This window comes from Lelliottia nimipressuralis, from assembly GCF_004115925.1.
Classification (GTDB): domain Bacteria; phylum Pseudomonadota; class Gammaproteobacteria; order Enterobacterales; family Enterobacteriaceae; genus Enterobacter; species Enterobacter nimipressuralis.
In genome coordinates this window covers 37,207-50,246 of sequence record NZ_SDDX01000029.1, presented here as the reverse complement: position 1 = coordinate 50,246, position 13,040 = coordinate 37,207, and the positions used below count along the sequence as shown (strand labels likewise).

Here is a 13,040-nt window from a genome sequence, read left to right as displayed (position 1 = left end):
TTAATAGGTACGAATCTTCGGCGGGAACGCCGGACGCAGTTTCGGTTCCATGTTGACTTGACGTCGCGTCATAGATTCCGACTCTGGCAGATACAGGGAATGGCACAGCCAGTTTTCGTCGTCACGATCCGGGAAGTCGAAGCGGCTATGGGCGCCACGGCTTTCGGTGCGGAAGTTTGCGGAGACGGCCGTTGCATAGGCGGTTTCCATCAGGTTATCCAGCTCAAGGCATTCGACGCGCTGCGTGTTGAACTCGCTGGAGGTATCGTCCAGACGGGCATTTTTCAGACGCTCACGAATCGCTTTCAGCTGCTCAAGGCCTTTAGCCATCGCATCGCCTTCACGGAATACCGAGAAGTTGTGCTGCATACACTCTTGCAGTGCTTTGCGGATTTCGACCGGATCTTCGCCATCACGGTTGCCGTTCCAGCGGTTGAGACGTTCGAGAGAGGCTTCGATATCCGATTCACGGGCATCGCGCAGATCGCCCTGCTCGGCGATGGACTCTTGCAGATGTAAACCGACCGCACGACCAAACACCACCAGGTCGAGCAGAGAGTTGCCGCCCAGACGGTTAGCACCGTGGACCGATACGCAGGCGATTTCGCCAACCGCGAACAGACCCGGAATCACCACGTCTTCGCCCTGCTCGTTCACAGTCAGCGCCTGACCGGTTACTTTGGTCGGAATACCGCCCATCATATAGTGGCAGGTTGGGATAACCGGAATCGGCTCTTTCACCGGGTCAACGTGCGCGAAGGTGCGCGACAGTTCGAGGATGCCCGGCAGACGGGACTCCAGCACGTCTTTACCCAGGTGATCCAGTTTCAGTTTCGCGTGCGGGCCCCACGGACCATCGCAGCCGCGACCTTCACGGATTTCGATCATGATGGAACGCGCCACCACGTCACGACCCGCCAGGTCTTTCGCATTCGGGGCATAACGCTCCATGAAGCGCTCGCCGTGTTTGTTCAGCAGATAACCGCCTTCACCACGGCAGCCTTCAGTAACCAGAACGCCCGCACCGGCGATGCCGGTCGGGTGGAACTGCCACATTTCCATATCCTGCACAGGCACACCTGCGCGGATCGCCATACCAACGCCGTCACCGGTGTTGATGTGGGCATTGGTGGTGGACTGGTAAATACGGCCTGCGCCGCCGGTCGCCAGCACGGTCGCGCGGGCTTTGAAGTAAACCACTTCACCGGTTTCGATGCACAGCGCGGTACAACCCACCACTGCACCATCTTCGTTTTTCACCAGATCCAGCGCATACCACTCGGAGAAAATTGTGGTGTGGTTTTTCAGGTTCTGCTGATACAGGGTGTGCAACAGCGCGTGACCGGTACGGTCAGCCGCTGCCGCAGTACGTGCCGCCTGCTCGCCGCCGAAGTTTTTCGACTGGCCGCCAAACGGACGCTGATAAATCGTGCCATCTTCCAGGCGGGAGAACGGCAGACCCATATGGTCTAGCTCCAGAATCGCTTCCGGGCCGGTTTTACACATATATTCGATGGCGTCCTGGTCACCGATGTAATCGGAGCCTTTCACCGTGTCATACATATGCCATTCCCAGTTATCTTCATGGGTATTACCGAGCGCCACGGTGATACCACCCTGCGCAGACACGGTATGGGAACGGGTCGGGAACACTTTAGAGAGCAGCGCACAGGTCTGGCCGCTCTGGGAAATTTGCAGCGCCGCGCGCATACCTGCGCCACCGGCACCAATCACAACAGCATCAAATTCTCTGACTGGCAGTTTCATCACACACCCCACACCACAACAAATCCATAAATAACGTAAACCACCAGAGCCACAACAATCAGGAGTTGCAGCGGCAAGCGAACGCCTAACGGTTTAACGTAATCGGTCAACACCTGCCACATGCCAATCCAGGCATGAATAAGGATGGAGAACAGAGCCAGCAGGGTGAACACTTTGGTGAAGGCAGATCCGAAGAACCCGCTCCAGATTTCCCACGTCAGCTCGCCGCTGGTCGCAAAGAAACCGATCATGTAGATGATGTAAAGCGTGAGGACGATGGCAGTAGCGCGGACCAGAATGAAGTCATGTACGCCGTTGCGTCCTAATGCGGAGGCGTTGCTTACCATACGAGGACTCCTGCAAGAATTGAAAGCACGACAGTAATCACAAATGAAATATTGGCAGAACGTTTACCTGCTTCGAAGGTTTCTTCCAGATAGCCAAAATCCATCAGCAGATGGCGAACACCCACCACTACGTGGTATGCCAGCGCCGTCAGAATGCCCCACATGATAAATTTCACGAAGAAGCTGCTCATAATGGCAGAGGCCTGGAGGAATCCTTCAGGAGAAGAGAGGCTGGTACCCAGTAACCACAGCAGAATGCCGACCGCCACAAACGTGATCACACCGGACACACGGTGCAGAATGGACGCTATTGCCGTTACGGGGAATCGGATCGTTTTGAGATCCAGATTGACAGGTCTTTGTTTTTTCACATTTCTTATCATGAATAACGCCCACATGCTGTTCTTATAATTCCCTTTGAATTCGCGTTACAGGAAGGCGGCAAGTCCGGGAATCCCCTGCATCACAGTAAACTGTGTGACCGGGGTGACCTGACGCAGCCAACACACCTGTAGCGTGAAAGACGACGGGATTTCCTTCCTCCGGTCTGCGTGCGGGTCAAGCAGCGTCCATATCTATAACTGCGCGTCATGGTAAACATTGCTTCCAAATGCTAAAACGACACGTTACAACGCTGGGTGGCTCGGGATTGCAGGGTGTTCCGGAGACCTGGCGGCAGTATAGGTCGTTCACAAAACCATTACAATTAACCTACATACAGTTTGTCGGGTTTTATGCGGAACAGTGATCAGAGTCACGATAACAACATTATTTTAAATTTTAATCATCGGATTTGACAAAGATTAAACATTATTGTTACAAACTACAGCAGAAAAGGCATATAATGCGCAAAAGTTATGAGGTCTCTCTTTCACCTGAGATTTAGTTATGTAACAGTGTGATGGTATTGACCGAAGTTATCAGGACAGTTATTAGTGGTATACAGGTTTGAATAATTCGGACTGCGAAGACACTGATTTGCTGTTGTTTCTCTGATTTTTCACACGTTTACCTGCAAGGCGCCATAGCTCTGTACCCTGGTTCCTCCTCGCGAGCTGAGCGGTAAGCCAAATAACAAACCGGTAACGATGTGATAAACAGCTGAAAGCAAGTTGGTAAAAACGTGGTCTTAAGCATAAGGCGCTAAGGAGACCGTAAATGGCTGATACAAAGGCAAAGCTCACCCTAAACGGTGACACTGCTATTGAACTGGATGTGCTAAAAGGCACGCTCGGTCAGGATGTTATTGATATCCGTACACTGGGTTCCAAAGGAGTATTCACCTTTGACCCTGGTTTCACCTCTACCGCATCTTGCGAATCCAAAATCACCTACATCGACGGTGACGAAGGTATCCTGCTCCACCGCGGTTTCCCCATCGATCAGTTAGCCACCGAATCCAACTATCTGGAAGTGTGCTATATCCTGCTGAACGGCGAAAAACCGACGCAGGAACAATACGATGAGTTCAGAACCACCGTTACCCGCCACACCATGATCCATGAGCAGATTACCCGTCTGTTCCATGCATTCCGTCGTGATTCACATCCGATGGCGGTCATGTGCGGGATTACCGGCGCACTGGCCGCGTTCTACCACGACTCTCTGGACGTGAATAACCCACGCCATCGCGATATCGCGGCGTTCCGTCTGCTGTCCAAAATGCCAACCATGGCGGCGATGTGTTACAAATACTCCATCGGCCAGCCCTTTGTTTACCCGCGTAACGACCTCTCCTATTCAGGCAACTTCCTGAACATGATGTTCTCCACACCGTGCGAAACCTACGAGGTTAACCCGGTGCTTGAGCGCGCCATGGACCGTATTCTGATCCTGCACGCCGATCATGAACAGAACGCATCGACCTCTACCGTCCGTACCGCAGGCTCTTCAGGCGCGAACCCATTCGCCTGTATCGCTGCCGGTATCGCCTCCCTGTGGGGACCGGCGCACGGTGGTGCTAACGAAGCGGCACTGAAGATGCTGGAAGAGATCAGCTCCGTTGAGCACATTCCAGAGTTCGTGCGTCGTGCGAAAGATAAGAACGACTCCTTCCGCCTGATGGGCTTCGGTCACCGTGTTTACAAAAACTATGACCCGCGCGCCACCGTGATGCGTGAAACCTGCCACGAAGTGCTGAAAGAGCTGGGCACCAAAGATGATCTGCTGGAAGTGGCGATGGAGCTGGAACATATCGCGCTGAACGACCCGTACTTCATCGAGAAGAAACTGTACCCGAACGTCGATTTCTACTCTGGCATTATTCTGAAAGCGATGGGCATTCCGTCTTCCATGTTTACCGTGATCTTCGCGATGGCACGTACCGTCGGCTGGATTGCACACTGGAACGAAATGCACAGCGAAGGCATGAAAATTGCGCGTCCGCGTCAGCTGTATACCGGCTACGACCAGCGTGATTTTAAGTCTGATGTGAAAACAAAATAAGCGCGATGAGGTGCGGCCTGCTGCCCGCACCTTAATCTTCTTCACACTGGAGAGGACGCTAATACCAAAAACGGTAACCTTCGGGTTACCGTTTTGTTTTTATTGCTGGCACGCCGGGCACCAGTAAAACGGTCGTGACGACAACATTGTTCTTTCAATCGCCCCGCCGCACCGCTCGCACGGCTTTCCTTCCCGATGAAACACCTTGAAGCGGAACAACGCCCCATGATGTTTTTTATCATCCACCACGCCGCGCGTGTTGTAGGAAAGGCGCGGGATCTCCAGCAAGGCATGAGACAGCGCATCGAGCTGCCTCTCATTGAGCTGCGACACTTTTCGCTGACCTGCCAGCCCCACTTCCCACAGAATTTCAACGCGCAGATAGTTACCTAGCCCGGCGAGAAACGCCTGATCGAGCAGCAGCCCGGAAAATTGTCGGTTGCGAAAGGCAGGCGACAACAGCCGCGCTTTCACAGTTTCTGCCGTCAGGCGCATATCCAGCACGTCCGGCCCGACCCGTTGCAGGAACGGGTGAGTGATCAGTTGCTCCGGCGTTAACATCTCGATATCCGACGCGCTGTAGAGCAAAATAGCCTTCTCCGCCGTCTGCAATCTGACGCGCAAGACACGATTAGTTTGCGGTTGCTCACCCACATTGATCACTCGCCAGACGCCATAAAGCTGGTTGTGGCTATATAACGTCAGGTTATGGCTGAAATGGGTCAGCAACGCTTTGCCGCGCGTCTCGATGTGCGTCACGGTTTGCCCGATCAACTGCGTTTCATACGGTTTTAACTGAGGGAAAGCAAACCACGCATCGGTCAGCGGTTTGCCCTTTATCGCCGCCTCCAGGCTATCCGCCGCGCGGCGGATCTCCGGACCTTCTGGCATCTTATCTTCCTTTGTTTAGTGCGTCGCGCCGCCCACGATTTTCACGTCAGACGCCTGGCGCAGGGCCACTTCGACCGCCACGATCAGCGCCGCTTTCACCGTGTGCGCCGCCATACTCGGTGCGCCCGGATGGGCTGCCGCCTGTTCAGGCAGGTACGGAATATGGATAAATCCACCCTTCACAGCGGTTTTTCCACTGATTTTATGCAGCAGCCCGTACATGACGTGGTTGCAGACGAAGGTGCCCGCCGTCTGCGAAACGGAGGCGGGAATCCCCTTCTCGCGCATCGCCGCCACCATCGCTTTGATCGGCAGCGAACTGAACCACGCCGCGGGACCATCCGGGACGATCGCCACATCAATCGGCTGCTGGCCGTGGTTATCGGCAATCCTGGCGTCGTCCACGTTAATGGCGACGCGCTCGACGGTCACATCCACACGACCGCCCGCCTGTCCGACCGCGATCACCACCGCAGGTTCAAGTTCATCGATAGCCGCATTCAGCACGCTTAACGACTCACCAAAAACGCAGGGCAGCTGGCGTGTCACTACGCGGCAGCTGTCGATAATACTCCCCTCAAGCTGCCTGACCACTTCCCACGAAGGGTTAACGGTCTCGCCGCCGAACGGCTCAAAACCGGTGACTAATACGTTACGCATCGTCTCTCCTTACAGGAACATCAGGAAGTACAACAGGAACACGTTGGCAATGAGCAGCAGCACGCCGGTCGGCACCTGCGCTTTGATTACCGCATTTTTATCCGGCAGCTCCAGCAGTGCGGCCGGCACGATGTTGAAGTTCGCCGCCATTGGCGTCATCAGCGTTCCGCAGTAGCCGGAGAACATGCCAATCGCCGCCATCACCGCCGGGTTACCGCCATGCTGCAGCACCAGGATCGGGATGCCGATCCCCGCCGTCACGATCGGGAACGCCGCAAACGCATTGCCCATCACCATCGTGAGCAGCGCCATGCCGATCGTGTACACCGCCACGGCGATAAAGCGGCTGTCCACCGCCAGGTAGCTTTTCGTCAGCCAGGAGATGCCATCACCCACGCCAGCGGCGGTAAAGAGCAGGCCCAGCGTCGCCAGAATCTGCGGCAGGATAAACGCCCAGCCGATGGAATCCAGCAGACGGCGCGCCTCCTGCAACGGCTGATGCACTTTTTCGTGCGTCATTTTGACCGCCATTGCGAGGCCAATCAGCGACCCGGCGGTCATCGAGAAAAGCGTCACCAGCGTCGAATGGTTACCCGGTCCGAACAAATTTTCCTGCAATCCTGGCACATGGTTGAACATCAGCACGCCCACCACCGTCACCACAGGAATGGCTAACGCCGGATAGAACAGACGGTTGCCGAGCCGCTTCGCGCTGGCCTCCCGCTCTTCGGGTTTACGCTGGTGATAGCTGCCCAGACGCACCCCGCCAAAACCGGCGATCAGCGCCAGCCCAACCACCGCCAGACCGACCGCAATATGCACGGTGCGCTTATCGCCCACCAGCTGATACGTCCAGTCACCGAGCAGGAATATCAGGCCGTACACGCCCCAGAACAGACCGGTAGTGATGCGACGCGGGTTCGCTTTATCGCGAAACGACATCACGGCGACGATCAGCAGGATCAGCCCTGCCAGCCAGTAGAGATAACTTTGCTGGAAATTCATGAGGCATCTCCCTGCGTGTGCGCGGTTTTCGCCAGCTCGCGCTCAAGATGCTTGTCCAGTCGCCACAGGCGGGTGGCGTGGATAATAAAGGCGCAGACTGCCGTCGGAATGCCCCACAGCGCAATGTGCAGCGGCTCGGTCTGAATTCCGCCGGACTCCAGCATAAAGTTATGCATAAAGATGATCGCCCCGAAAGCGACAAAGATATCTTCACCGAAGAACAGCCCGACGTTGTCCGTCGCCGCCGACATCGCCCTCAGGCGATAGCGCACCGCGCCCGGCAGTTCGCCGTATTTTTTCTCCGCAGCACCCTCTGCCATCGGAGCCAGCAGCGGTCGCACCATTTGCGGATGGCCGCCCAGGCTGGTCAGCCCCATCGCCGCCGTCGCTTCACGCACAAACAGATAGACAATCAGCAGTCGCCCCGCGGTGGCGCTGTGGATTTTGGCAATCCACGCCTGCGCGCGCTCTTTCAACCCGTGGCGTTCCAGCAGGCCAATAACGGCTAGCGGGATCAGCAGGATATAAGGCAGGTTACGGGTATTCAGGAACCCTTCGCCCAGCTTTTCGAGGATAGTTGCGACCGGCATATTCGCCGCCACACCGGTGACAATCCCGGCGACAATCACCACCAGCACCGGATTAAAACGTAAGATAAACCCGACCACGATCACCACAATACCGATGAGTGGCCAGAGCGAAAGCGTCTCTGCCATGTTGTCCTTCCTGTTGTTGTATAGCGTTTTGTTGTGTTTGCGTTTTGTGCTTTAGGCACTGATTTTTATATTATTTAACTCAAATTCTGCGCGCAAGCGACGGGCAAACGCCAGCGCGTGTTCGCCGTCTCCGTGCAGGCACACCGTCTGCGCGCGCACAGAGGCCCATTCACCGCTCGTACTTTTCACCCGCCCCTGCTGCACCATGTCCAGAGTTTGCGCCAGCGCCTGCTCTTCATCGGCAATCAGCGCCCCCGGCTCGCTGCGCGGCACCAGGCTGCCGTCGGCCCGATAGCCGCGATCGGCAAACACCTCTTCGCGTGTGACCAGGCTGTAACGCTCACCGGCGCGGATCAGTTCGCTCCCCGCCAGCCCGACCAGAATCAGATTGCCGTCCACCGCATGCACCGCGCGGGCGATGGCGTCAGCCAGCTGCGCGTCTTTCGCCGCCTGGTTGTAGAGCATCCCGTGAGGTTTCACGTGACGCAGTTGCCCCCCTTCGGCGCGGGCAATCGCCGCCAGCGCACCAATCTGGTACAGCATTTGGACGTAAACCGTTTCTGGCGGCAGATTCATGGCCGTGCGCCCGAAGTTCTCCCGATCGGGAAAGCTCGGGTGGGCACCTATCGCCACGCCGTTTTGTAACGCGCCTCGCACGCTTTCGCGCATGGTCTGCGCATCCCCGGCGTGAAAGCCACAGGCAATATTGGCCGACGACACCAGCGTCAGTAGCTCGGCATCGCTCCCGCAGCCTTCACCCAGATCCGCATTTAAATCAACGACGATCATTCAACCTCCATGCCAGTTGTTCGATGAATTGCCGCTGCACACGGCGCGCGTCGAGGGCCTCTTCCAGCGTACAGGGCACAAAGTGGATCGGCTGTCCGAGCGGGATTTGCGCCAGATGGTACATATCGGCTTCGATGATGCAGGCGATACGCGGATAACCGCCGGTGGTCTGGGCATCATTCATCAGCACAATCGGCTGGCCGTTGTGTGGCACCTGGACAACTCCCGGCAGCAGGCCGTGGGAGACCATTTCACGATCGGTGGTACGCGCCAGCTGTTGGCCCTGCAAACGGTAGCCCATACGGTTACTCTGCGGGCTGAGCCGCCACGGCAGTCGCCAGAAGGCATCCTGCGAGGCCTGGTCAAACTCATGGTACTCCGGCCCCGGCAGGGCGCGAATGCGGTTACTCCACAGGAGCTGTTTCACCCCCTGCGCGTCGGTAAACTGACGTGATTCGCTGCCCAGCGGCAGGTTATCGCCATCCTTCAGCAGGCGTCCTTCAAAGCCGCCAATACCCGTTTTGAGATCGGTGCTGAACGAGTTCATCACTTCCGGTACGTCAATCCCGCCGCCGACCGCCAGATAGCTGCGCATGCCGTGAGTCGGGCGATGAAGCGTCAGACGCTGCCCCGCTTTCACCTGCAGCCGCCAGCCGGTCCACACCGCCGCGCCGTCAAGCGTCGCGTCACAGCCCGCGCCCGTCAGGGCAAACCAGCCGTCGCGTTCAAATTCAAAGCTGCACTGCCCAAGGGTGATCTCCAGCGCTGCGGCATTCGGATCGTTGCCCACCAGCAGGTTGGCGATCTGCAACGCCGGTTTGTCCAGCGCGCCGCAGTAGCTGACCCCGGACTGGCGCAGCCCGGTGCGCCCGCCGTCCTGTACCGAGGTGTATAACCCCGCGCGAATCACCTTCAACATACCCCCTCCTTCTGCGGCACGAACCGCACGGTATCGCCCGGTCGCAACAGCACCGGCTCTTCGCGTTTAGCATCAAACAGCGCCTGGGAGGTATGGCCGATAAGCTGCCAGCCCCCCGGCGAGGCGAGCGGATAAACCCCGGTCTGCGATCCGCCAATTCCCACGGAACCGGCCGGGACCATCAGACGCGGCTCGCCCCGGCGTGGCGTGTGGAGCGGCTCTGGCAATCCGCCGAGATACGGGAAACCCGGCTGGAACCCTAAGAACCACACCACGTAGTCCACCGAGGCATGCAGCTCGACGACCTGCTTTTCCGTCAGCCCCGCATGACGCGCCACATCGCCCAGATCCGGGCCAGCCGCGTTGCCATACACCACCGGGATCTCGATAAATCGCGACTCCGGCTCCAGCGCCTCGCTCTCCTCCCACCAGCGCTGCAACCGCTCGATGGCGTCCAGCGCCACCGACTGCGGATTGCGCAGCACCACGGTAATGTTATTCATCCCTGGTATGGCCTCGACCACTTCAGGGATTTCGCCCAGCCGCTGGGTTAAGCGCCAGATCCTTTTTTGCGTCGTCATCGTGACCGGAGGCTCTAACTCCAGTACCACTGCCGTTTCGCCTAATAAATAACAACGCGCTCGCTGCACTTACGCACCTCTCATCAGGCAGGATTAGGAATATCGATAAAGGTCACGTCGAGATCGGTATTTTCCGTCAGCCATTCGCTCAGGGCGCGGATGCCGCCGCGCTCGGTGGCATGGTGCCCTGCCGCGTAGAAATGCAGCCCCTGCTCGCGGGCAGAGTGAATGGTCTGCTCGGACACTTCACCGGTAATAAAAGCGTCGACGCCAAAGCGCGCCGCATTGTCGATAAAGCCCTGGCCGCCGCCCGTACACCACGCCACGCGCTTCACCAGATCCGGGCCGGTATCACCGCTCCACAGTGGACGGCGGCCCAGACGCGCCTCAATCCAGGAAGCAAGTTCCAGGCCAGGAACCGGCATGGACAGCTCACCCCACGGCAGCAGCTCTTCGATTTCACCCATCACGGTGATGCCGAGCAGCTGAGCGAGCTGAACGTTATTGCCCAGCTCCGGATGCGCATCCAGCGGCAAGTGCCAGCCGTACAGATTGATGTCGTTCGCCAGCAGCGTTTTAAGGCGGTTGCGCTTCATACCGCGAATAATCGGTGCTTCGTTTTTCCAGAAATAGCCGTGATGCACGATCACCGCATCCGCTTGCAGGCGCACCGCTTCATCCAGCAGGGCCTGGCTCGCCGTGACGCCGGTGACAATCTTTTGCACCGTTTCACGCCCTTCCACCTGCAGGCCGTTAGGGCCGTAGTCGCTGAAGCTGGCGCTGTTCAGCTTTTCATTGATTAAGGTTTCCAGTTCGCTGTTTTTCATCATTACTCTCTTACGCTTTGCGGGCGGCTTCATAGGCCGCCAGTGTGGCGACTCGCGCCTGTTTATGGTCAACAATCGGGCGCGGATAATCGAGGGTTTCACCCGTTTTATCCGCCCACACCCAGGGTTCATGGATCGATTTTCCCGGCACGTCGGTCAGTTCAGGTAGCCACTGGCGGATAAACTCGCCGGTAGCGTCAAATCGTTGTCCCTGGGTTGTCGGGTTAAAAATACGAAAATAGGGAGCGGCATCCGTTCCGGTTGACGCCGCCCACTGCCAGCCGCCGTTATTGGCCGCCAGATCGCCGTCGATCAGCTGAGAAATAAAATATCGCTCTCCGGCGCGCCAGTCGATCAGCAGGTCTTTCACCAGGAAGCTGGCAACGATCATCCGCAGGCGGTTATGCATCCACCCCGTTTCGTTTAGCTGACGCATGGCCGCATCGACTATCGGATAGCCCGTCTGCCCGTTTTGCCACGCCTGTAACTGGGCGTCATCCTGTTGCCACTGCACCTTGTCCGTCCAGCGGATGAAGGGACGATGTTTACATAAATCAGGATGATACGTCATCAGATGGCGGTAGAATTCGCGCCAGATCAGCTCGTTAAGCCATACCGCCCCCGGCCCGCCGTCGAGGGCCTGCGGCTGTTCGGCCAGCAGGCGGTGCAAACACTGTCGCGGGGAGAGCACGCCCAACGCCAGACAGGCGGATAAACGGCTGGTGCCTTCGATGGCGGGAAAATCGCGCTGTTCTTCATACTCAGCGGCCTGCTGTTTGCAGAACTGGCGCAGCTGCGCAATCGCGGCCTTTTCGGTCGGTGGGAAGTGGTCCGGGTCGAAATCGCGCTGAGGGTAGTCAACGTTGATCTCCGCAGAAACGGTCAGCGCCTCTCCTCGGGCCGCTGGCGCGGCGACGCACTCCGGTAGCCCCTCTTTCAGGCGTTTCAGGTAGGCATTTTTGAACGGGGTGAAGACTTTATACATCTCGTGATTGCCGGTCATGACGCTGCCCGGCGCTAACATCACGCTGTCGTCAAAGCCCTGGCACACAACCGTAGTAAGCCGGTTTTCAAGCTGTCGGTCGCGCTGCTGCTCGTTGAATTCGTACTGATAGTTGTAAAAAAGATGGGTGACGTTGTGCGCGTCGCAGATCTGCTGCACTTTGTCGATCTGCGCGGCAAAGTCGCTCACTTCCTCATAAATCAGTGGAATGCCCTTCTCCGCCAGCCCCTGCTGCAGGGCATTGAGATGCGCACGCAGGTATGCCGCCTGTCGCGGAGCCATGCCGTGCTCACGCCACTGTTCGGGCGTGGCGATAAACAGGGCCAGCACGCGGGCGTCTTGAGAGCGGCAGGCGGCCGCGAGCGCGATATTGTCATGAAGGCGCAGATCCGCGCGAAACCAGACCAGATGCGTGGTCATAACACTCCTGAATAATTGTCCATAACCTAAGCGTAGCGTTTCTGACCGCAGGCCGAAACCGCGTCGTCTATCCCTAAACGTGGGATATCTGACTCTATAATGTTTAAGTTATGTTACAGGAGCAAGTGTAACCTTTGCCCGGCGGGCGAGCGGAAAGCGACAGACACAAAAAAACCGCCACATCGCTGTGGCGGTTCGACATTGCTGTGTGGCTATTTGTTAGTAAAAATCGCAGGTCGCTTTTTCGGCCTGGTCCATCCATACCGGTTTCTCGCTGGTTTTCGCCCAGACGCGGTGCAGATAGCTATAAAAACGTGCACGGTCTTTCCAGAACAACATCACTGGCAGCGCCACAATCCCGGCCACTACGGCGAAGGTGCGACGTAAAAAGACAACATGTGCTGGAAACTCTTTATACAGGTCCATGATTTTCTCCCCTATAGCTGGCCGGAAACGTTATCCGGAAATTTCAAAAGTGGTTATCTGGCTAAAATAGTACCGCTTTGTTTGTAATTTTACTACTCATCCGACCACTTATTTTCATCCGTTTAGTGAATATTTACACTCCACCTGTAATTAAGTTACATAAAAGTTAACAAGATACTTACCATTAGTTAAATCAGGGTCTTGCCATTTTTATACTTTTTTTACACCCACCCCGCTGATTTTT

General features: G+C 56.9%; 14 protein-coding genes and 1 pseudogene. 2 read left to right on the top strand and 13 right to left on the bottom strand.

Annotated elements, in window-relative coordinates; translation table 11 throughout:
* From sdhA to sdhC, 3 genes are read right to left on the bottom strand one after another with little or no spacing between them, the layout of a single operon-like run.
* Nucleotides 1-1,767 carry a succinate dehydrogenase flavoprotein subunit gene (sdhA, locus tag ETG88_RS20370; RefSeq protein WP_100777176.1) on the bottom strand — a complete coding sequence of 589 codons (1,767 nt, stop codon included), beginning with the start codon at nt 1,765-1,767 and terminating at the stop codon, nt 1-3.
* A complete protein-coding gene (sdhD, locus tag ETG88_RS20365) occupies nt 1,767-2,114 on the bottom strand; it encodes a succinate dehydrogenase membrane anchor subunit (protein ID WP_100777177.1) in 348 nt (115 codons plus the stop codon). Before sdhD ends, sdhA begins: the two co-directional genes overlap by 1 nt.
* On the bottom strand, nt 2,108-2,512 hold the full coding sequence (gene sdhC, locus ETG88_RS20360; protein ID WP_164971833.1) for a succinate dehydrogenase cytochrome b556 subunit: 405 nt from the start codon (nt 2,510-2,512) through the stop codon (nt 2,108-2,110). Before sdhC ends, sdhD begins: the two co-directional genes overlap by 7 nt.
* Before the next feature lie 491 nt (nt 2,513-3,003).
* Between sdhC and ETG88_RS22670 the strand changes: the two are divergent.
* Nucleotides 3,004-3,066 (top strand): annotated as a pseudogene (locus ETG88_RS22670) (hypothetical protein); the annotation flags it as partial.
* A gap of 206 nt (nt 3,067-3,272) precedes the next feature.
* Nucleotides 3,273-4,559 carry a citrate synthase gene (locus ETG88_RS20355; protein WP_102104149.1) on the top strand — a complete coding sequence of 429 codons (1,287 nt, stop codon included), beginning with the start codon at nt 3,273-3,275 and terminating at the stop codon, nt 4,557-4,559.
* Nucleotides 4,560-4,658: 99 nt separating this feature from the next.
* On the opposite strand, the gene nei is transcribed toward ETG88_RS20355, so the two are convergent.
* From nei to ETG88_RS20305, 10 genes are all read right to left on the bottom strand, one after another.
* Nucleotides 4,659-5,450 carry an endonuclease VIII gene (gene nei / locus ETG88_RS20350; RefSeq protein ID WP_129036287.1) on the bottom strand — a complete coding sequence of 264 codons (792 nt, stop codon included), beginning with the start codon at nt 5,448-5,450 and terminating at the stop codon, nt 4,659-4,661.
* A gap of 15 nt (nt 5,451-5,465) precedes the next feature.
* Entirely contained in the window at nt 5,466-6,110 is a 645-nt protein-coding gene (pcp, locus tag ETG88_RS20345; protein ID WP_129036286.1) for a pyroglutamyl-peptidase I, read from the bottom strand.
* Nucleotides 6,111-6,119: 9 nt separating this feature from the next.
* Entirely contained in the window at nt 6,120-7,115 is a 996-nt protein-coding gene (locus tag ETG88_RS20340) for a DUF979 domain-containing protein (protein ID WP_100777182.1), read from the bottom strand.
* Nucleotides 7,112-7,831 (bottom strand): DUF969 domain-containing protein, encoded by a 720-nt coding sequence (locus ETG88_RS20335; protein WP_129036285.1) that lies wholly within the window; start codon nt 7,829-7,831, stop codon nt 7,112-7,114. Before ETG88_RS20335 ends, ETG88_RS20340 begins: the two co-directional genes overlap by 4 nt.
* 51 nt (nt 7,832-7,882) lie before the next feature.
* On the bottom strand, nt 7,883-8,617 hold the full coding sequence (pxpA, locus tag ETG88_RS20330) for a 5-oxoprolinase subunit PxpA (RefSeq protein WP_129036292.1): 735 nt from the start codon (nt 8,615-8,617) through the stop codon (nt 7,883-7,885).
* A complete protein-coding gene (pxpC, locus tag ETG88_RS20325; RefSeq protein ID WP_100777185.1) occupies nt 8,607-9,539 on the bottom strand; it encodes a 5-oxoprolinase subunit PxpC in 933 nt (310 codons plus the stop codon). The genes pxpA and pxpC overlap by 11 nt, the downstream gene beginning before the upstream one ends.
* Complete coding sequence (gene pxpB, locus ETG88_RS20320; protein WP_107704027.1) at nt 9,533-10,189, bottom strand: 5-oxoprolinase subunit PxpB; 657 nt, start codon at nt 10,187-10,189, stop codon at nt 9,533-9,535. Before pxpB ends, pxpC begins: the two co-directional genes overlap by 7 nt.
* 14 nt (nt 10,190-10,203) lie before the next feature.
* Entirely contained in the window at nt 10,204-10,947 is a 744-nt protein-coding gene (locus ETG88_RS20315; protein WP_100777187.1) for a type 2 GTP cyclohydrolase I, read from the bottom strand.
* 10 nt (nt 10,948-10,957) lie between these two features.
* On the bottom strand, nt 10,958-12,370 hold the full coding sequence (phrB, locus tag ETG88_RS20310) for a deoxyribodipyrimidine photo-lyase (RefSeq protein ID WP_129036284.1): 1,413 nt from the start codon (nt 12,368-12,370) through the stop codon (nt 10,958-10,960).
* Nucleotides 12,371-12,589: 219 nt separating this feature from the next.
* A complete protein-coding gene (locus tag ETG88_RS20305; RefSeq protein ID WP_095281257.1) occupies nt 12,590-12,796 on the bottom strand; it encodes a YbfA family protein in 207 nt (68 codons plus the stop codon).
* Between the last annotated feature and the right edge of the window lie 244 nt (nt 12,797-13,040).

Excerpts from the sequence above, each read along its gene's own strand:
- sdhA (WP_100777176.1), bottom strand. The coding sequence starts at position 1,767 with ATGAAACTGCCAGTCAGAGAATTTGATGCTGTTGTGATTGGTGCCGGT.
- sdhD (WP_100777177.1), bottom strand. The coding sequence starts at position 2,114 with ATGGTAAGCAACGCCTCCGCATTAGGACGCAACGGCGTACATGACTTC.
- sdhC (WP_164971833.1), bottom strand. The coding sequence starts at position 2,512 with ATGTGGGCGTTATTCATGATAAGAAATGTGAAAAAACAAAGACCTGTC.
- ETG88_RS20355 (WP_102104149.1), top strand. The coding sequence starts at position 3,273 with ATGGCTGATACAAAGGCAAAGCTCACCCTAAACGGTGACACTGCTATT.
- nei (WP_129036287.1), bottom strand. The coding sequence starts at position 5,450 with ATGCCAGAAGGTCCGGAGATCCGCCGCGCGGCGGATAGCCTGGAGGCG.
- pcp (WP_129036286.1), bottom strand. The coding sequence starts at position 6,110 with ATGCGTAACGTATTAGTCACCGGTTTTGAGCCGTTCGGCGGCGAGACC.
- ETG88_RS20340 (WP_100777182.1), bottom strand. The coding sequence starts at position 7,115 with ATGAATTTCCAGCAAAGTTATCTCTACTGGCTGGCAGGGCTGATCCTG.
- ETG88_RS20335 (WP_129036285.1), bottom strand. The coding sequence starts at position 7,831 with ATGGCAGAGACGCTTTCGCTCTGGCCACTCATCGGTATTGTGGTGATC.
- pxpC (WP_100777185.1), bottom strand. The coding sequence starts at position 9,539 with ATGTTGAAGGTGATTCGCGCGGGGTTATACACCTCGGTACAGGACGGC.
- ETG88_RS20315 (WP_100777187.1), bottom strand. The coding sequence starts at position 10,947 with ATGAAAAACAGCGAACTGGAAACCTTAATCAATGAAAAGCTGAACAGC.
- phrB (WP_129036284.1), bottom strand. The coding sequence starts at position 12,370 with ATGACCACGCATCTGGTCTGGTTTCGCGCGGATCTGCGCCTTCATGAC.
- ETG88_RS20305 (WP_095281257.1), bottom strand. The coding sequence starts at position 12,796 with ATGGACCTGTATAAAGAGTTTCCAGCACATGTTGTCTTTTTACGTCGC.